15 protein-coding genes and 1 pseudogene are annotated in these 20,491 nt (G+C 52.5%); all 16 read right to left on the bottom strand.

The features are described 5' to 3' along the window. Positions 1-170: 170 nt before the first annotated feature. Positions 171-914: a class I SAM-dependent methyltransferase gene (locus tag K8I04_12450; GenBank protein ID MBZ0072520.1), complete on the bottom strand. Its 744-nt coding sequence runs from the start codon at positions 912-914 to the stop codon at positions 171-173. Positions 915-941: 27 nt separating this feature from the next. After that, positions 942-1,841, bottom strand: coding sequence for a class I SAM-dependent methyltransferase (locus K8I04_12445; GenBank protein ID MBZ0072519.1), 900 nt, complete (start codon positions 1,839-1,841; stop codon positions 942-944). Continuing rightward, the gene (locus K8I04_12440) at positions 1,838-3,802 is read right to left on the bottom strand and encodes an NAD-dependent epimerase/dehydratase family protein (GenBank protein ID MBZ0072518.1); all 1,965 of its coding nucleotides are present in this window, start codon (positions 3,800-3,802) and stop codon (positions 1,838-1,840) included. Before K8I04_12440 ends, K8I04_12445 begins: the two co-directional genes overlap by 4 nt. Positions 3,803-3,806: 4 nt before the next feature. Continuing rightward, a complete protein-coding gene (locus tag K8I04_12435) occupies positions 3,807-4,691 on the bottom strand; it encodes a transketolase (GenBank protein MBZ0072517.1) in 885 nt (294 codons plus the stop codon). After that, on the bottom strand, positions 4,688-5,482 hold the full coding sequence (locus tag K8I04_12430) for a transketolase (protein ID MBZ0072516.1): 795 nt from the start codon (positions 5,480-5,482) through the stop codon (positions 4,688-4,690). The genes K8I04_12435 and K8I04_12430 overlap by 4 nt, the downstream gene beginning before the upstream one ends. Continuing rightward, positions 5,479-7,014, bottom strand: a complete 1,536-nt coding sequence (locus K8I04_12425) for a hypothetical protein (GenBank protein MBZ0072515.1) — start codon at positions 7,012-7,014, stop codon at positions 5,479-5,481. The genes K8I04_12430 and K8I04_12425 overlap by 4 nt, the downstream gene beginning before the upstream one ends. Before the next feature lie 33 nt (positions 7,015-7,047). Then, on the bottom strand, positions 7,048-7,884 hold the full coding sequence (locus K8I04_12420; protein MBZ0072514.1) for a class I SAM-dependent methyltransferase: 837 nt from the start codon (positions 7,882-7,884) through the stop codon (positions 7,048-7,050). Between the two features lie 132 nt (positions 7,885-8,016). Further along, entirely contained in the window at positions 8,017-8,856 is an 840-nt protein-coding gene (locus K8I04_12415; protein ID MBZ0072513.1) for a class I SAM-dependent methyltransferase, read from the bottom strand. Between the two features lie 120 nt (positions 8,857-8,976). Then, entirely contained in the window at positions 8,977-10,620 is a 1,644-nt protein-coding gene (locus K8I04_12410; GenBank protein ID MBZ0072512.1) for a class I SAM-dependent methyltransferase, read from the bottom strand. Further along, a complete protein-coding gene (locus K8I04_12405; protein ID MBZ0072511.1) occupies positions 10,589-15,319 on the bottom strand; it encodes a glycoside hydrolase family 99-like domain-containing protein in 4,731 nt (1,576 codons plus the stop codon). Before K8I04_12405 ends, K8I04_12410 begins: the two co-directional genes overlap by 32 nt. Further along, positions 15,316-16,725 carry an ABC transporter ATP-binding protein gene (locus K8I04_12400; protein ID MBZ0072510.1) on the bottom strand — a complete coding sequence of 470 codons (1,410 nt, stop codon included), beginning with the start codon at positions 16,723-16,725 and terminating at the stop codon, positions 15,316-15,318. The genes K8I04_12405 and K8I04_12400 overlap by 4 nt, the downstream gene beginning before the upstream one ends. A gap of 46 nt (positions 16,726-16,771) precedes the next feature. Then, complete coding sequence (locus K8I04_12395) at positions 16,772-17,521, bottom strand: ABC transporter permease (GenBank protein MBZ0072509.1); 750 nt, start codon at positions 17,519-17,521, stop codon at positions 16,772-16,774. A gap of 90 nt (positions 17,522-17,611) precedes the next feature. Continuing rightward, a pseudogene (locus K8I04_12390) lies at positions 17,612-17,887 on the bottom strand (cupin domain-containing protein). A 67-nt stretch (positions 17,888-17,954) separates the two neighbouring features. Further along, entirely contained in the window at positions 17,955-18,368 is a 414-nt protein-coding gene (locus tag K8I04_12385) for a DUF86 domain-containing protein (GenBank protein MBZ0072508.1), read from the bottom strand. Next, positions 18,353-18,739: a nucleotidyltransferase domain-containing protein gene (locus K8I04_12380; GenBank protein ID MBZ0072507.1), complete on the bottom strand. Its 387-nt coding sequence runs from the start codon at positions 18,737-18,739 to the stop codon at positions 18,353-18,355. Before K8I04_12380 ends, K8I04_12385 begins: the two co-directional genes overlap by 16 nt. Next, positions 18,739-20,172, bottom strand: coding sequence for a mannose-1-phosphate guanylyltransferase/mannose-6-phosphate isomerase (locus tag K8I04_12375; GenBank protein ID MBZ0072506.1), 1,434 nt, complete (start codon positions 20,170-20,172; stop codon positions 18,739-18,741). The genes K8I04_12380 and K8I04_12375 overlap by 1 nt, the downstream gene beginning before the upstream one ends. Between the last annotated feature and the right edge of the window lie 319 nt (positions 20,173-20,491).

Genomic DNA, 20,491 nt, shown 5'->3' with positions numbered 1-20,491 from the left:
CGCCGCCCCGGACGACAAATACTGCCGGTCGCTTCGATATCACAAATACCATTGAAGGTTGGAGCCTCCTCAAAACCCCGGGCCGGTTCAGAGCAATCGAATGTAACCCTCCGAATTCTAGACGTATCTGAGATGTGGCCATATCATTCTCGCTAAGAACACTACGTGCATCATGCGCAGGCTACGATAATACTCTGACCGCACGCGATGTCTCTTAACAGTGGCGTGCGCTCGACAAGCGGCTCAACTATCCGTAGAGCTTTGGCGATTGGGTCTGGGCAGAAGAATGGTACCAAATTTAGAGGACGACAACTGCGAACAGTTAAGCCCGCCGTGGCTAACCAGCTGCAGATTAAGCCAGGACAGAAGGAGCGTTCTTCATGTTCGATGTGGTAACGTGAAAAGCGCTCTAGCAACTTAAGGACAGGGTTATTACCGTTTGGCTCAAGCACGACTACCGTACCCCTAAACAGGGATAGTCCGGCCAAGGCGCAGGCCGGATCGGGAAGATGATGGAGCACGCCTCGGATCACGATACAGTCGAAGCGGCCAGGGATCAGGTATTCACTGAGTGCGTAAATATTACCCACTTCAAAACTCACGATGTTGGACACGCCGAGAGATTGAGCACGGGCCCGCGCAGCCTCGATAGCTTCGGCAGCAGGATCGACGCCGACAATCTTGCGTACCCCTAAGGCCGGAAACTCAATTGTATAGGCGCCATCACCGCAGCCTAGATCAAGTACGGAGCTTCCGCGAAAGTCGAAAGACTCGGCAATACTGCGAGTGATTCTCGCATTGGCGAGGCGGGCTGAGAGGCGGTTTCCAGTATAGGCATAACGCCCGCTTTCACGCACGTCATTCTCAAATTGTCGTACGTTCTGCTTTACGGAACCAGGATGAATTTTTGTCATATTCTTAGGATCCAAGAAAACATGTAGTTAGCCTCGCTTGATGCCAACGGCAAACATGTTGCCGACATTCAGGGCAAAGTTCTGTTCGCCAAGTCCGAAGCGTTCAAGTAGACCGACAATGCAACGTTTGCCTGAAGCTGGCAGCGGAGCGAGACGGAGCCAGTAACGCAGGGGATACGCATTTCGGATTGTAGAAACCTTAATTCGCTCGAAACCAGTTCGCTGAAGTAGTTCGCGGAGAGCATTAGAGCTGAAGAGTTGGAGGTGCTCAACATCTATGATTGGTGAATGTAAGCCAAGCAGCCGATTGAGTGGAGCCCGCCAGTTGTGCACCGCAACCGCAATGGCTCCACCAGGCTCTAGAAGGCTGTGAGCGATACCAACGAAATCACCTGGATCACGCAGGTGTTCAAGCGTCATGAAGGAGCAGATAAGGGACGGGTTCTCTCCGTTTAGCATGGATGCCGAAAACATTCCCTCCCTTAACAGGGGTCGCACGGCCGGCCGAGCAGCATCGATAGCTGCCCGTGACGGCTCGATGCCAATCACCGGTTTGAACCCCTGGCCTTGCAGGAAAGGAAGGAGCGGCCCACTGCCGGCGCCCACATCAACCGCCGCGTTACGGCCTATTAGTCCCTTCAAATGCACTTTGAGAGCATCAGCGTATGTTTTGGCAGCAGCCAACGCTTCGAGGCCTGAATCAAATCCAGCACCAGTATACGCTGTGTTCAAAAACTCTTCGGCAGGAGGTGACGGTGCGTACACCAGATCGCAGTTGGTGCAGCGCACAAGGCGAAGACACATGAACTCTGGAGGCTTTCGCGATGCGTAAGTCAAAATCCCAACCCGCCCTGGATCAATCCGCTCATCAGCAAAAGGCAAGTAATTGCGACTGTTGCAGACAGGACATGCGCGCTCGACTGTCATGTTTGCCTCCGCAACTCGGCAGGTTGGATTTCGCCACGAATGATTAGGCTGCGGCGAATGAAAGCTGGCCGCGCCTTTGTTTCCTCGAAAATTTTACCAATGTATTCCCCTAGCAGCCCTATCCCGAGCAAAGTCAATGAACCAAATGCCATAATTAATAACGAGAGGAATGTAATACCTTTCGGCACATTATCGGCATCAAAAAGCCGCATGAGTATCATAAAAATTGCTAGCAAAATGGTGGCGAATGTTGCGACTCCACCCGCAGCTGTAAGTAAGTGAAGTGGCATGCGAGAGAATGAAAATATGCCTTTCTTAGCCCAGCCAATATTTTTGATCCAATTGTTCGTGCTGACACCGAACATGCGTTCGGGCCTGACATAATCAACTCCCTCTTGGTGGAAACCTACGTAGGCGCGCAGTCCACGTAGGAACGAGTCTCGCTCCTCGCACTGAAGTAACCAATATACGACGCTGCGATCTATCAGAGAAAAGTCCCCTGCATTCTTTGGTACTGGGACTTCACTCATGGCCGCAAAAACGCGATAAAAAGCCCTGTAACAGGCTTCGAGCAGTACGGGCATCTCACGCTTAACACGCCGACCATAGACGACGTCTGCCCCTGCACGCCAACGTTCTACGAACGCTTCAATGAGTTCCGGCGGGTCTTGCAGATCTCCATCCATGAGCACCACTGCCTCCTTACTGGCAAGATCCATCCCGCTACGAAAAGCAGCTTGAGAACCGAAGTTGCGTGAGTGGGTAATGCCAATTACATGAGGATCGCGCGCACTAATCTCCCTTATTACCTCTGCAGAATCATCCGGCGAGCTGTCATTGACAAAGATGAGTTCATAATCTAGGCCCAACTTTTGGAATGTCGCCGCCAGCCGTTCATGCATGATAGGAATAGCCCGACCATCATGATAACAAGCAACCACGACAGAAATAGAGTTTTTTTCCTTTCGAGGCTGAGTGCGCTTGGTCAGTCGTTTAAAATCTGTATTAACGAGATAAGACCGCCACCAATTCTGGGTTTTCTGAAGACCATCGGTAAAGTTGGTTTTTGAAGACCAACCCAGTAGGCGCTTCGCCTTGTTAGTGTCGGCATACCAATTATTGGTATCCCATGCTCGGCCTGCAGCAGGATTGAAGCGTGGTTCGGCAGTAAGTCCGAAATATTTGATAGCCAAATTGGCAAGCTCCCTAAGGGTAGTTGGCGAGCCACTGCCGATGTTGATAGACTCACCCGCGAGTTCAGGGCTCATCCTCAATGCAGCGTCGGCAAAGGCTTCCACTACGTCGTCGACGTACACGAAGTCTCGGCTCACCTCGGGGCGAGCCAGAACTGGCCATTCGCCCCTGAGGCTAGCTTCGCACAGCGCTGGAATTAGACGTGAGCTATCTTCGAACGGACCATATACTGCGTAAAGACGCAGGTTCGTAACAGGAACACCGCGCACCTTGCCATAATATGTAATAGCGGCACTAGCTGCCACTTTGCTAACGGCATAGTGGCTGTTAGGCACGAGTGCTGCATCTTCAGGAGGGGCTGCCGAGTTAAGGCCATATTCTGACGAACTACCTGCATGAACGAATGCAGCCAATCCCAGCCTTTCGATCTCCTCCATCAAGCGAATAAAACTAAGGTAGTTTGTTGCATGGACCCGCGTATAGTCCTGCTCGAAGGAGTATGCCCCAAAGGATGAACAGTCAAATATCGTCCGTGGCCCAACACGATATAGCACTGATCGAACGCTGACCGGGTCCTCTAAATTCAGGAAGCCTATGTTAGCCGACGGTACGCCGTCGAGCCGCCACGTATCCCCAGAAAATACCGTGCCAGTGACATCACTACGTACTGCAAGCAGATGACGCAGCAAGTTAGCTCCAATAAAACCACTCGCACCAATAACCAGAACCGGTCCGGTAACATTTCTAAGTTTTTCTTCCAGATTCATTTTCTCAGCCCATAATCATGCTGCGAATTGACGGTGCATCGAGACCGCATTGGGCACGGTGAAAAGCCTGAGAACCGAAGCGCCCCGTCGGGTAGCCAAGAGCAGGCCGGTGAATGAAGCGTCCTGCTGTCAAACCGCGAGTAGCCAGACTAAAAGCCAAGCTCATCCCAAGCCCCCCTTGGGCCACGTGTTCTTCTAGAACGTAAAGGGGACGGCCTACAATTTGTTCTAGAAATGTGGATGGTATTTTGGAGTCAGTGAACTCACACACCGCCCATACTGATGGCCTTGAATCCATATCAAGGTCGACCAAGGCTTGCCAAGCAACACCTGCGATCGGCCCTAAGGCGGCAATAGCACCGCACCTGCCGGGCATAATCTCTCGCCACGGAGCATAGTCCGGCACGCTTTGATCAGCAGGCCTAACATCGTACCCAAGGCGAAGATAAGTAGGTGCATCAAGGCGATGAAGGAGAGCGGGAAGATCGTCGTCAAAAGCAGGCACAAGCACTCGTACACCTAGAGCATTCATTGCTGCGCAGTCTTCCAGTGCGTGATGGGTCGGCCCCATGTGACCGTATGCGTACCCCCCCCCATTGCCTACTAAGCACACCGGCAGGTTGTTTAGACATAAGTCATTGCGAATTTGCTCAAAGGGGCGCGCGTAGCAGAAAGGGGCAATACTGTAGACAATTACGCGCAGGGACTCTCGTGCCAGGCCAGCAGCAACGCTGATCATATTCTGCTCGGCAACGCCAGCGTTGACGAAGCGGCTACCAAACGCGGACTGGATTTCCTCTAGAGCCATAAAACCCAAATCTCCGGTGAGAAAAAACCAGTTGTCATGATTGCATTGCGTCAAAACTGCATTCGCGAAGGCCTTTCTCATTGAACCCCTTCCTGTTCTAACGCGTTGCAAGCCGTTACATATTCCGCCTCCGACATGGGCAAGTAATGAGATTCCAGCCGATCTTCGAAATGCAATCCACGTCCTTTCACTGTATCAAGAATCAACACTCTGAGAGCGCTGTGAGTTGGTTCCATTATGACTTCTATGATGGCCTTCGGATCATGACCGTCGATTTTTTTAACATCTGCACCGAACGCGGTTATGCGCGGGGCGAGATCGTCACATGAAATCACATCAGCAGTGCGACCGAACCCCTGTAATCCATTTTGATCGATGAGTAAGACAAGATTTTCTAGGCGCTGATGAATGGCGAAGTTAAGGGCTTCCCAACAGCTACCTTCTTGCCATTCACCGTCTGAACATAGACAGAAAATATGATGATCAAGACCCTTGTGGCGTGCTGCCAGAGCCAAACCGGCAGCCAAGGAGGGGCCGTGCCCAAGAGACCCTGTGGAAAACATCAATCCCGGAATACCTAGGCCACTCGGGTGGCCAGGAAGCAAAGTGTTGTCGCGAGTGAAAGTCTCTAGATCGGCATCTGAGAGGTAACCAAGGCTCCACAGTGTTGTGTATAGGGCTCCGGCCGCGTGCCCTTTTGAAAGAATAAAGTGGTCACTCGGTTCCATGACGAGGTGATGCAGAGTCATTAATGCCTCGATACACGAAAAATTCCCTCCTATGTGCCCACAATTAGCGTCACGGTGAAGCTGAAGAAGTCGCAATTTCGCCTTTCGAAGAAGCCCAACGAAGTGATCGTTTATTTCTTTCATTTTCCTTCGGCCTTTTTCCTATATATCTGATATGCAGAACTATGCGAATGTGGAACAGGCTCAAAATTATTCAGAATATACTGGTAAATTAAGGGGTGCGTATTTTTAAACCGAAGCTCTTCGCGCCCATCAAGGGGCATGTCGAGGACAAGGGCGAAACCTGGTTCCGACGCCTTAATTCTCTCGATTTCTTTCTTCTCAAATAATTCAGGCCGAGGAACAAGCGCATATATTTCCCACATGGGTGATCTACGTTCCAGCAAAGCATAAGCGCCGGGCCAGAAAGGCGCGACAATAAACGATCTCCCATTTGCTGCATACTCGTCCGCCATTTGACGCAGAAAAACTATATCACTCGCTGTACCTGGATCGACTTGGAGATGCTTGCCTGATATATCCACATTAATGCACTGTTTACTTGCGAAGCATTGCCAGCCAGGATGAAAGGCATGCATTATCCATATGCTGACGGCACATAGAGCAGCCGCGATTGGCCATTTGATTTGCGGCCGCGCGGATATCAATAGAACCAAACAGCCAATTAGTAAAGGGAAAAGTCCCTGTGCGAGGTGACTGACATCCGCGCGTGAAAAAGCGAAATGTGCGTAAGGAAAAGCAAGAAAAGCTGCGGCGATCAGAACGGGGGGTACTGACTTGTCATTAAATTTACAGTACACAACCCACGCCACTGAACTCGCTGCAAAAACAAGTGCTCCGATAAAGAAAACCCCGATCAGCGCTCTCCGCACGGCATCACTAAAAGAAGAAGTAGCAAAGGCGATGGTCCATGGCCAGGGCACGGGCAATGGCAAATTAGTCGCTTTCTGCTCGAATAAAAACCGAATGCTCTCCCAAAATGCTTTAGCAAATCCAGGCATGAGGATCGCCATCAAAATAATGGGGAGGAATCCGATTACAACTCCGCCCCCCCAGAATGCAAGGGCTTTAATCAGGCCGGGTCCAGAGCAGCGTTTGATCGCAAGCCAAGAGATCACCCCTAAGCTACCGACAGCGCCGTATACACCATGATTACGACCAAAAACTGCAATCAACCCAACACAGGCACCTGTAATAATGTAACGTTTTGGAATTGGATTACTTATTAGATAAGTCAGCACACCAATCAGAAAGATCGAAAGCGAGATGTCGAAAAGTTTGTGACGTGGAAACATCCAGACCGCAAGGGTAGCTGCCGCAATCAGCCAATAAAAGATGTCGGTCTTGCCTTTGACTTTTGCAGATTGCGCCACCAGTAGCAAGCCTACAAATAAGCCAGCAACTTGAAAAACAGCAACGGCGGCGCGCAAGCTCATGACACCATCGTCACCAGCCACCTTCAACAAAGCCGCAGACCAGTAATACCTCCCTGGATCGTAGGCTAAAAAATCCCGAATTGGGACTTCATTCTGAAGCACTCGCTGGACGCCATACCAGAGATAACCTTCATCCCATAGGTTGAATCCTTTGTTGCCTTGCCAAAGAAATGAAAGCAAAACAACGAAGCCTGATATTACCAAAGCTTTAAATACTATATATCTATGTGTTTCTGCCACTTGGTTCCGGCGCTACCTCGCCCGCAAAGTTACCACTAGTTGCACAGGATCTATTAGGCTCCGCTCAACACCCACAACTTCCCAGTCCGCTCCATCTAGAAATTCGGCATTCATGGATGTGTCGCCGTAATGTGGATTTTTAGGGTGGGGAATAAATGCAAACCCACTCTCCCTGTGAGCGTGTTCCAGCTCTCTGTATGGAACTGGCGTTCTCTTGTTAATGCGTTGCCAAAACTCGATGGGGCGAATCGTTACAACAAACAAACCGCCTGTAGTCAGTGCAGGTCGTACAGCGCGAAGAATTGCTCTAGTTGCTTCGGCCGAAGTGTGCGTCAAAACAGAAAACGCATACGCCAGATCTACTTCACACGATAATGGAGTCGGCACAGATTCTGTTTTCAGCAGGCTGGCGAGTATCCGACTTTCCTGGCAAAAATTCAGAGACTTCTCCCAAGCATCAACACCGATGATGTTTTCCGGATCAGTATAGTAATAAAGGAGTCGTATCAGACGCCCATAACCACAGCCAAAATCCAAAACACGCTTGCCGAAAAGAGACAGATCCGCATGCCGAATACAGATGGACTCGAGCAACCGCATAAATGCAACGGATGTTTTCAATAGCTCCACGCCTGATAGCCCAGTCCACTCTCTCTGAATTTCTTCCGAAGCCATATGTGGCAGCATTTTGGAGAGATTCGGATAGTCGGGGTTTGGGATCGACGCTAGGAATAACCCAAAATCATCCAGACCAATACGTCGAAGTATTGGTAATGCTTCCGCAACAGAGCTCGATTTTTCAGCTGAGTCGAGAACTGAAGCCGTGTATTGGAACATTTCATGCGCCATTATTTGATTCTTCCGTTCGGTATACCATCATCCGGTATCACATCAATTGTGATACCAACCAGCACTGACAACCGGCAACAATTTTGCCCAATATCGCTCTCTGATCGCCAAAGCCAGGAGTTATCAGCCCTATCATTTCCTTTGCACCGCCAGAGCTGCCTGCCAAAACTGTGTCCTGTCATCAATATATTGCTTTACCTCAAAATATGGCGCCCACTTCTTTTTAATATATGATAATGGGACCACTGCATCTCCATATACTGAACTATTCAGAATAGGTCCGCCGCCAGTGGGAAGGTATGCAATCTCGCCTGCATCAAACGCCCTATAATAGCCCTGCACTTCGCTCGCATACCGAGCAAGCGCCCTGTACCAACGATTTTCTGCATTCGCCGAAAGCCCAGCAACAAAATCAATAAAACGCCTCGGCTCTAGGGTGAGGCAGAAAATGCATCCTGGAGCGGCCACACGCGCGATCTCTTCCATCCAATGCAGATGACTTTTCTCTGGCAGATGCGTAAAAACGGAGTACGCCATAATTACATTGAAATGTGCATCAGGATACGGAAGCCTGCCATCTGTGGTAATCAGCGCGAGATTGCCCGGCACCTTTGTTCTTCGACAGACTTCTAATGCCTCAGGATCCACATCGCAGCCATGGAGGTTTTCGCTCGCAATATCCTTCCAAAAAAACCGAAGATAACGACCCCACCCACATCCAAAGTCGAGCAGTTTCTGCTCGGGCCTTAATGGCGCACCCGCATTCTCTGCATTCCTTTTTACAAATTGATAAAATCTAAATGCCTCGTTGAGAGCACCTTCGTTAGACGAGCCCACAAAACGGGCCTGTAAATCTGAAGGCGGAAAACCAGGAAACTCCACCCCGTCTATTACTTGGGTCGATACGCTCTTAAGTAAGAATGACAGCCACTGCTCATCGCTCGCCTTTTGCATTGTGTCAGGTAATTTCATATGTTCCTCTGTCGATTATAACGAGAGCATCACGCCTCAATTCGTGGCGCCGGATTCAACATGGATTTTTGAACAGCTTCTCCGTGCGTCCGTAGCCGCGCAAATAGATGCCCGCCTTTCTTATTCGATATCCAGTGTGTAATTTGCAGCTACAGTACGCGTAAAACGCTGCGGAATAACGTCCACCTTCCCATCATTCAATGTAAAGTGAATCTTCTCTACCCCCGCCAGTTCGCACAGGAAAAACCGGTGATGTCCATCGAAGATCTCGCAATTGATGCCCCGTCCCTCGGTTGTCGTAAAACTCAGCTTACCGGCCGGGTGCGGCACAATTTCCACAGGAGCTATCTGATCGACATAGCCATTAAGAATACGAAACGCATCTTCATATTTGTTTGAAATTTTCCGAATCATCCACTCTGGGTTCTCACAAAACTTCCTCAGATTCTGATCGATCTGCTTCTTTTTAATCCCTTCCAGCAGAAAGCCAAGGTACAGGTTATCAGGACGAACCAACCCCTCAATTTTCCCCTCATTCTCAGCGAACTGATGCAGGCCGGCGAGAAATACCTCGAAATATACATCAGTTCCATATACGTAATCTGCCCCATCATAGCAGGGCTTGCATGCATGCTTCGCGTAGCAGTGATCCGCTAGTTGTAGGATTTCCGCTTTACTTAGTTTGCCATGTCGTTGGATAAACTTATTATCGAAATAGGGCCTTACCTGCAAAAATTGGCGGTTAACCATTTTGTCGATCGTCGCCTTGTCCTTACCAAAAACAACGACCATCCGGCTTTTATGGGGATCAGCCGGCATGTCTGAATATCCTAGTGAAATTGCGTGCGGAAAGTGTTTTAGAATAGGCTGGTAATAAAATTCGATTCCATGATCCAGCGTGTGGCTCTCGAACACCATGACATCGGTGATCTCCGCAATCTGCTCGATGGTGTCTTGCATATACACCCATACGGACAGCGCCAGCACAACATCGTACTTCATCCCCTTGAACAGCTCGGGACGCGTGCAATCACCTTGGAATAGCGATACTCGCGTCATACCAGACAACGCATTTACCACTCGGCCGATTTCGACAAAATACGGATCATACTCATAACCATCAACGAGGGATGCACCCAGCTTTCTTACAATTCGCGCGTTTTCCCCAGTGTTGGCGCCAATATCGAGCACCGTTTTTCCCACGAGATCTATAAGATAAAGAAAACGCTCACGACTCTGGCGACCGCCTTGACGCAACGTGCTATCTAGCATCAACGTTTGGTAGTTGTTCCCAGTTGGAATAGCATCATGAATGGAGCGTGCAACATACGATACCCGCGTCGCCCTGATCACCAGATCCCGCAAATCTTCCTTGATGGATGGCACATCTTTGCTGTTTGCGGGCAAACGAGAGTTCACAAACTGCCTGTAACCAGCTCGGGCGGCCGAATCAACACGTAAGGAAAAGATGTAGTTGTTCGCTGCACTCCCTGCAAATGCACTTATGTCCAGGGCGCTATTGTCGTTACCGATGTCCCTCTGCCTGACCTCCGCAGCCCATTTGCCCGTTTCTGAAACGGCGACGCCTGTTACATATCGGTCAGATCCATCCAGAATAACAACCTGATCGAGCCCAAACGAGCGTATAGCCCCGACATCGACATGCCCAACCAAGGAGATAGCCTCTCCATTTGCTCTTGTACTATCCACAGCACCCACTTCGTAGCCCGTCCTAAAAAGTGTATTTGGATCTCGAAAAATCATCGTTATTGCGTCTCTCTAAGTGTTTATACATGACATCAAGATACAGATCGGCGACTCGATCCGCGCTAAAGAGCGCCGCTACCTCGCGGGCACACGTTTTCATTTGGGAGAGCTTTTCCTGGTCGTCGATCAACGCACCTATCGCATGCGTCATTTCCTCAATCACAGATCGCTCGTCTGCACCTTTTTGCACTACGCGACCAGGCGTCTGACCCTCTATCGCATTCATGATGCGCGATATCTCACCAACATCTGACGTGATGACCGGCAGACCGGCTTGGAGACATTCCAAAACAAAGAGTGGAAACGACTCACCGACATAACAGCTAGGGAAGATGCCAAAATCACATTCGCCGATAATCGGGAAAGGGTTATCGAGTCGACCAAGGAAATATACGCAGTCACTACCGGAGTTTGCCGCCACGATTTCCTTGAAATCTGGACCATCGCCGATCAGAATCAATCTGCAATCGCGTCGTACTAGCCGTCGCAGCGCGATCGTCACATCGATTGCCACCTGCCACCCCTTGTCAACAATGGCGCGTGAGGCAAGAACGAGCAAAATTGTGTCTTCTGGGATCTGCAGCCTCCGGCGAATGCTCAGCTCTGAATCGATATTTGCCTGGTGGGCCGTCACTGAGTTGAAACATTTAGTAAACCGCGCACCATCCAGGCCATATCCCTGGAGTACTTCCCTGTTTTTTTCCGCGAGATACAACCACTCATCAACATATTTTCTGAGATATGCCAAGAACTCACTCGTAAGAAGCTCCGGAACTGTCTCGTAGCCGCCATGAAGAGAAGCTACATATTTGATATCGAGGCGAGCCCTTGCGAGGTATAGCGCGTACTCGATCGCTACATTGTGTGAGTTGAATACATCAATTCTGAAATCCTGCAGAAAATCATCAAACTGGTTTTTGATGTCATCCCAATAAACAACCGGAATGTCACTACGCAAGCGTGATCTCAGCAGAGGAGGATTACCCGGAAGATCTCGCCTAAGCACCAAAAACGTAATGTGGTGGCCGCGCGCTCTCAAAACATTTGCGACGTCAATTGGCACCACCTCACCGCCGCCTACATAGAATCCGTAGCTAGCGATACAAATCCTGAGCTCCCGACGCGCAACTGCTTTGATTTTTAATGCTGTTGACACATAGTCTTGGGAACCAAACTCCGGAGCCTCCTTCAGCACTTCGCACAATGCATCCACATGGCGTTGTATCACCTGCGGACTAACCTCATACATCCGAGCCAAGTCCTGCAAGATCATTTTATGCTCGTTGACATGTCTTGCCGAAAAAAACGCCTTCCGCGAAGTACTTTGCGTACGAACGCGAAAATAGGATTTAGCGTTTTTGCGAAAGCCGATGGAGCCGCCTCGGGCGATTGCGGCATAGAAGTACCAGTCGCCGGCAAAAGTGTATGATGTCAGCCGTTCCTGCTCTTCGATATTAAGATGCGGTTTTCGGAACACTGACCCCGAGACATTCGGGATAATGTTTTTGATCGCGAAAGCGCCGGTGAAGGCGCGAGTCGCCGTGACTACATGAGACTGTTGCCAATCAAGATCATCCAATCCGTCGTAGTAGTGCTGGAGCCCGGGATCGAGAACACCGTCAGCCCCGATATAGCTAATGTCCCCGTATGCAAGCACTATGTCCTCACGATCGAACGCCGGAAGAATCTGCTCCAAGAAATTGGGGGCCGCATCATCGTCGCTTTCGGCAATCCAGATCAGGTCGCCAGTGGCCTTCTGAATTCCTTTTAGCCACTGCTTAAAAACATTCCCGGAGTTAGTCTCATTTTCAATGATCGTAAACCGTATGTTCGATCTCGACAAAATATCTCGAGCAATTTGGACGCTATCGTCGACCGAAGCGTCATCGAGGAAAATTATTTCATCTGGCCTGCGACTTTGATGAATAATAGAGTTCAGTCGCCGCTCAAGAAAAGCGCTGTGGTTGTAATTCGGTACGACGACCGACAATTTTCGACTACTTTTCGCGCAGCCCTTCAGGACCTTCTTCGTCGTCTCCAGATAGCCGAACCCATACTTACTGTCTGGCTCTAGATAGGTGCCTTCGGCCCATTCATTCCAGGCATTGATGAAAACAAATTTTTCACTATCCAACAGATTAGAATCTGCAAGGGTGGCCTTACAAGCTGACATAAGCCACTGAGCGTAGCCAGTCAATGAGAAATTACGCAAAATTGTTGCGTTCCGGCCCCGTCGCGCGGTGTTGTCCCATCCAAGAGTAACGCCTCTAAATAATTTATATTGAAGGTCAGCTCCGTCACAGAAATGGCCGCACATGTTCCGGTAATCAAAAATACGGCCCTTAAAGTCTCGCACTAGCCCCGGCGTTTCATGATTGAGGGAAAATTGATGTCGCTGGTTATGCGGCGGAAACTGCACAGCCGCATCGAATCCGAAATCGTGTGGGTCTTTATGCCCAAAAGTCTGCGCGGCAACTAGATAAAGACCCGGCCATCCGAGAGATTCCGCATGCTCTCGCCACAGCTGCTGGATGCGCAAAATCTGCGGAATAATCGTAGGATGGTAGACAATCAGTACTGGTTTACCATCGATCTTGATATACCTATCATCGCAAAAATACACGTTAATATAGTCAAGGAAAGCGATTGCATCCTTTTCAGAATGCGATTGCGCAATCAGTATCTCATCATCCTGCCCATCCCAGCGTCGAGTCCAGTTTTCGTTTGCCCAGCAAAAACAAAAAGGGTGATCAATCTGAGGGCTCGCCAAAATATTGCGTAAAGGTTTTTCGAGGAGAGTCTTACCTCCGAACCAGTAGAAATAGAAACAAAAACCATAAATACCCGCCCCTCTTGCAAGAGCAACCTGCTTTGCGTATACAGATGCATCCTCTAGATTGTAATACCCTAAGTCAGCAGGAATTCGCGGCTGATGGTGATTGTCAAAAAGCGGTTCAGCTTTGCTGGTATTGGTCCACTCCGTAAACCCCTCTCCCCACCATTTGTCGTTTTCCGGAATCCGATGGAACTGAGGAAGGTAAAAGGCAATCGCTTTAATTGATGTTGATCCTACTGACTCCATCGAAAGATCAAAATAGTATTTTTCCGTTATTGCCGGCAGGGATGCATCATCATTCTCAGATGGATATCCCGTTATTGGTCGTTGAGTCGGATTCGCCCTATTCTGCATCTGTTGGGCGCCCATTTCTCTTGCGACTGGCTCTTGCGCATCCAGCTGCTGCCGCCTAAGGACGTAGGGTGCCCGCCCCCGGAAGAGACGGTCCAAATCGACGAGAATAGCGTTCCTTATTTGGTCCTTTCGCTTCTGCGGCACAGGCAAGGAGCGCCAAGTGAGTCGAAGCACGCGTACTGCTAGCCGATAGACAGCATTGCGCACACTGCGCACGGTACGCACAATCGCGCGCAGCGGGTGAGTCAACTTCCAGGAGGTACTCATTCTGATTAGCCGAATGTCGTTTTCAAGGCTTTCTTTCATTCGCTCGGCAAGGGCAAGCCTAGCCTGCAGCGTCACATTGTTCCTGATCTGCTCATCGAGTCGGGAGCTGATGACCTGGAGATCGCCCCCCATCTTCTCAACTTCCTGCCGAAGGCCATCCGCAACCTCTCGCTCGATTTGGATCAGCTCTTGCTGCAGCGTTGTATTGTTCTTGATCTGCTCATCGAGTTGGGCGCTGATGGCATGGAGATCGCCGCCCATCTTTTCTGCGTCCTGCCGAAGGTCATCCGCAACCTCTCGCTCAATTTGAATCAGCTTTTGCTGCTCATTCGCCTTATGTGCGAGAGCCGCAGCTCGTTCGTCGCAGGTTTGCATGTAGCGCAACGCCGGGTAACTGTCACGGAACTGCGCATCAACCTGACTCACGAGCGATGTCACCTTGCGATCATCAAACTGGACAGCGTCCGCAGCAAGTTCAGTAAGAGCGCTGTAAAGCACGCTTACATTTGAGGGAACCGATTTATCCAGATGCAAGTCCTGCGCCCGATACCGAGTATGACGCATTGAGTCTTCGAGAAACTGGGTTCGGTATTCGGTGAACTCCAGGCTTTCCGGGGCGAACGTTAGCTCCAGGTTCTTAGCTATCCTTTGCAGCTGTCCAGCCGGGTCGTCCACCAGGCGATCGTAATCGACGACGATGCGAGGCTGGTTAGTTGTTTGCATAACACTTTGGAGCATATGCTCAAACCAAAGGTAATAACTTTTTTCGAAGTCAAAACCATCCCGTTCGGCCAATGAGCTAGCCACGCTCAAGGGATTGCGGCAGGCGATGACATAGCTTACCCGGGCCTGTAGATGCGCGAATACATCTTGCCAAAAGGGCAACAACCGTGGGATTCGGGGATCTTTCAACCCGAAGCAGTTTGTAGCGCTTAGCCTGCTGCGCAGTATTTCCACCGCACGCGGCTTGAACTCAGCAACCGCCGGCGTCGCCAAATCAGCGAGCAGGACGGGAGTCAGCGTATGCCAATCGCGACATAACTTTCGAAGAAGCTCATTATCAAGCGCATTGATCTCGGCATCTTCAAAGAAACCTTTGTCATTGTCTCGGGGAAGGCCATCAATAAGGCGATCCCCCAAGTCAACACCAAGCACCTTCAAACCTCGAGTTATTGCACTGGTCCCGCTGCGATGCATGCCCAGAACAACGACAATATGCTTTTGCTGAATATTATTCATGCTGTAACAGTAGATTCGCTATCAGATAAAAAAATAATGTCAGGCATGCAATTGAAATCGACAATTCCAGTAGCCAGATTATCCTCACACGGCAACACACGAAACATGCAGGCATCCAGAAGTCTGTGCAGATATGTTTCTTCTGTGTTTCTTATACCCATGATGCCTGCGTTCAGAAAATAAGTGCCTTGATTGAGATTGCACTGAAAACGGAACTCTACGCGCATCGCGGAACCAGGGGCGACATAGGCCATCGCTTCCCGAGCCCCTTGAGCGGAAGTTGCCCCTCCCAGCTCCATCCCGGAGAGGGTTTTAATGAGCATGCCAAAGCGCACACTGGAAGCGCCCTCCGTGAAGTGCACCGTGTAGGTATAACGATAAGTACGCCCACGTTTGAGACAATTGACCGGGTCTCCTGCAACGTTGAGTATTCGCGGATTCTCGATAACGGCACCATGCGGTTCATAAGCAAGCGTGCTTTGAGGTTTAAGATGCGGATCAAAAAAGTCCTCTGGCGCGTGGGCGCGTGGACACGCTGCAGATTGTGTTGAGATCGAAGTAGCCCTCATCCGTGGAGGTAATACCTGGCTGGGATTGGAAACTGTCTTGATCTCGTTACGGATCTCTTCGCGTTTATCCTCCGGTGCGTAGAGTAGCTTCTGGTATCTACCAACAACGGACTTAGGCGTACCGGAAGCAAGCAGTTCCCCGTCATCCAGCAGAATAGCGCGGTCACACAATTCCACCACGGTAGCGCCTGCGTGAGACACAAACAAAATCGTCGCGCCGCTACTTTTGATGGCTTCGATGCGGGAAAAACACTTGCGCCGGAATAGCTCGTCACCCACAGAGAGAGCTTCATCAACGACCAATATCTGCGGGTCAACATTGATAGCCACTGCAAAGGCCAAACGTACCACCATACCGCTGGAATAGGTTTTGACGGGCTGCTCGATGAAGTCACCGATATCGGCAAACGCGGCGATGCCATCATAGCGGGCATCTAATTCCGCCTTGCTGAGTCCCAACACAGCACCGTTCATGTAGACATTCTCTCGGCCCGTAAAATTCGGGTTAAATCCGGAGCCGAGTTCCAGTAGAGCCGCGATGCGTCCATTGGTCGTCACCGTTCCCCGGGTCGGTGTAAGTGTGCCACAGATAATCTGCAGAAGTGTCGATTTGCCGGAGCCATTGCGGCCAACGATTCCGACGGTTTCACCTTTCCGGACCTCGAACGAGACATCGTGAAGCGCCCAGAATTCGCGGAAATATTGCCGGGGTGTCTGTCTTGCCAAGCGTTGCAGGCGTGGGATCACAAACTGTCTGAGCCGATCGCGCGGTGTACCGTAGATCTGGTAACACTTGCCGAGATTTTGGGCTCGGATAGCACAATCATTTGCCTCCATCGTCGCGTCTAACACTTCTTTCGTTGAAGGAGTGGAGTGATACCGGTTAGAGGACATCGGCAAACCCCTTCCTGGTTTTTTGAAACCAAGCGTAGCCCGCCCACGCTATCACGGTGGCCGCTAGCATGTAGATGCCGCAGCCAGTCCAGTTAGGCAAATGCCCTCTGATAAGCACCTCTCTGGCCTGTTCGATAATGAACGTGAGCGGGTTGGCCATGATCCAGGGCCGGAGTTGTTCCGGCAATGCGCTTAATGGATAGAACACCGGCGCCAGAAACAGCATCACCGTGGTGATGATACCGATGGTTTGTCCCACGTCACGCAGGAATACCCCCAGCGAGGCCAATATCCAAGCGAACCCGAGAGTCAGTATGACCAAAGGAAGCAGCACCAACGGGATGAGTATCGCCGTCCAGTAAAGATGCCCGTTGAGCAGGGCAAAGGCCATGAGCAGCACACCGAGGCTGATCAGGCAATGAAACAGTGCCGCCCCCATGCTGACGACAGTGAGAATTTCCAGTGGGAAGACAACCTTCTTGACGTAGTTGACGTTTCCCAGAATGAGTCCAGGCGCACGATTGACAACTTCGGCGAACAGTCCGTGCACGATCATGCCGACGAACAGCACGACAGCGAACTGGGTCTTGCTCTCCTCGCCCCCGACACCCCAGCGCGCCTTGAACACCACGCTGAACACGAAGGTATAGACCGCGAGCATCAGCACCGGATTGAAGAACGACCAGGCCATGCCCATGACGGAGCCGCGGTAGCGGCCGACGACTTCCCGTTTGCTCATCTGCAGGATGAGCTGCCGGTTACGCCACAGACTCGCGACCATCTCCGCCAGAGACGCCTTGTGTGCCTGATGTGGGTTCACGCTACACCTTCAACAACGCGCATACACATCCTCGAACCGCACGATATCGTCCTCTCCCAGATAACTCCCCGACTGCACCTCGATGATCTCCAGCGGGATCGTTCCCGGGTTCTCCAGCCGGTGCCGGGTGCCCAGCGGGATGTAGGTCGATTCGTTCTCGGAGAGGATGAACACCTCTTCGCCGCGGGTGATGCGCGCGGTGCCCTTCACCACGATCCAGTGCTCGGCGCGGTGGTGGTGCATCTGGAGGGACAGCTGGGCGCCGGGTTTGACAGTCAGGCGCCTGGCTCTGCGAGCGGTTGCGGTGGGTGGCGCGCAATGGAATGTAAGTCAATCCGTCCCCGCTGGCCATCTACTGCATCCCCCGTACAACCGCACTCGCAAATTCCTCGAAATCGACCAACCGGTTTCGGCAGATGTCACGAACGATGTCCCAGTTGATCTTTTCGTAGGCATGCACGGCGATGTTCCGGAAACCGACCGCGTTCTTCATGCGCGTCGCCAGATCATCGTCGAGCAGATTTTCCAATCGCATGACTTCAAACGCCTCTGCCATGGTATTGGGAACCTGCGCTCCGCCGCCCGCCAGGATATGCGCCGCGATATCGACGCTGAGCTGAACCGCTCGGGCCAGATTCATCGCGATGATGTCCTGCAAGTCGGGATCACTCGCCAGTCGCTCACCCGCTTCCGGGCACTTGTCTTTGAGACGCTGCACGCAATATCTGAGCGCCTCAAGCTTACCTTCGATCACGTCCCTATCCATGCCTGCCTCCGTTCGGCCAGGATACGACGTCTGTAGGGCAGGAAATCCGCGCTGTCGAACAGATGACGTTTGATCAGTTCGGCGAACAGACGCTGGTCGCGCACGAACAGGCGATCACCCTTCTGCAGGATCTGTCCGAGCAGTGGTTCGCCGGCCGTGCGCAGGTCGACCAGATCGACAGGCCGTCCGACCAGGAGGCTGAGCTTGTCGATCAATCTCAACTTGTCTGCACTGTTCAGACGGCAGCCCGCCGCGACCGCGATGTCCAAATCGCTGTCGGGGCGCGCGTTGCCTGCCGCAAGCGAGCCGAACAGGATCGCGATGCGCAGCGGTTCGCGCTCTAGCAACGCCTTGATCGAATCTCTGTTCATCAGGGCATGGATTCCACGCGATTGTACACATCCTCGAACCGCACAATATCGTCCTCCCCCAGATAACTCCCCGACTGCACCTCGATGATCTCCAGCGGGATCGTTCCCGGGTTCTCCAGACGGTGCCGGGTGCCCAGCGGGATGTAGGTCGATTCGTTCTCCGAGAGGATGAACACCTCCTCGCCGCGGGTGACGCGCGCGGTGCCCTTCACCACGATCCAGTGCTCGGCGCGGTGGTGGTGCATCTGGAGGGACAGCTGGGCGCCGGGTTTGACGGTCAGGCGCTTGACCTGGTAGCGCGGGCCGTGGTCGATGCCCTCGTAGTCGCCCCACGGGCGGTAGACGCGGCGGTGGAATTTGTATTCGTCGCGGCCGCTCTTCTTCAGCTGGCTGACGATCTCCTTTACATCCTGCGCGCGGTCGCGGTGGGTGACGAGCACGGCATCGGAGGTTTCGATGATCACGGCGTCCTGCAGGCCGATGGCGGCGACGCAGCGGTGCTGCGCCAGCACCAGGGTGCCATGCACGTCGTGGGTGAGGACGTCGCCCTGGGTGACGTTGTCCTCTCCATCATGAGTGGAGATATCCCACAGCGCCGACCAGGCGCCGATGTCGGACCAGCCGGCATCCAGCGGCACCACGGCGGCCTGGTCGGTCTTCTCCATAACGGCGTAGTCGATGGAGTCGCTGGGCGAGCTCAGGAAGGCGTCCTTGTCGACGCGGCAGAAGTCGATGTCCCGTTTGCCGGCGGCCATGCCGCCCTCGCAGGCCGCCAGGATCGCCGGCGCGTGTCGTCGCATCTCGCCGATCCAGGCGTCGGCGCGCAGGGTGAAGATGCCGCTGTTCCAGTAGTACTCGCCGGAATCCAGGTAGCCTTGCGCGGTGGCGGCATCGGGCTTCTCGACGAAGCGGTCGACGCGATAGGCATTGCCGCCTTCAAGTTCGAGGGCCGTGCCACGGTGAATGTAGCCGTAGCCGGTCTCGGCATGCTTGGGCACGACGCCATAGGTCACCAGGCGGCCCGCGTTGGCCAGCACCACGCCCTGCGCGACGGCAGCCTGGAACACGGCGGCATCGGGGATGACGTGATCGGCGGGCATCACGATCATGACTGCGTCCGGATCCTTTTCGAGCAGATACAGCGCGGCGAGGGTGAGCGCCGGCGCGGTGTTGCGCCCCTCGGGCTCGAGCAGGATGGCACCGGCCTTGCCACCGAGGGCCTGCACCTGTTCGGCCACCAGGAAACGGTGTTCCTCGTTGCAGACGAATACCGGCGCCTCTACGCCCGGAAGGTCCATCAGACGGGCCGCGGTGCCTTGCAGCAGGGTGCGTTCCCCGAACAGCGGCAGCAGCGGTTTGGGGTAATGCTCACGCGACAGCGGCCACAGCCGGCTCCCGGCACCGCCGGTCAGGATCACTGGATACACACTCATGGGTTCGTCCCTATCCGCTCTGGCGGCGGTAATTATCGATTAAGTCCCTTCCACCGGACCCGGCAATTATACGGGAACCAGTGCCGTTTTAAACCTCGATCACGTCTCGGGGCGCGGGCGCAAGTCATTGGGGCACGGTCAAAAAAATGGCTGGCACCGGGGGCCCAGTGATTGGGCACGGACGGACGCTGGATTCAATCCTCGGTCGTGTCGCGGTCTTGCGTGGATTTCGTGGCCATTGGTCTTTGGGGGTGCGTCGCCGCGCTGGCGCACCCTACATGTGCTCTCTGAGAGAAAAAGCGGCCCCGGGGGGCCGGGC

This window comes from Gammaproteobacteria bacterium (assembly GCA_019911805.1).
Taxonomy (GTDB): Bacteria; Pseudomonadota; Gammaproteobacteria; order Thiohalobacterales; family Thiohalobacteraceae; genus JAHJQQ01.
Note: the sequence above shows the minus strand (reverse complement) of the source record. Positions and strands in the feature narration are given on the sequence as shown.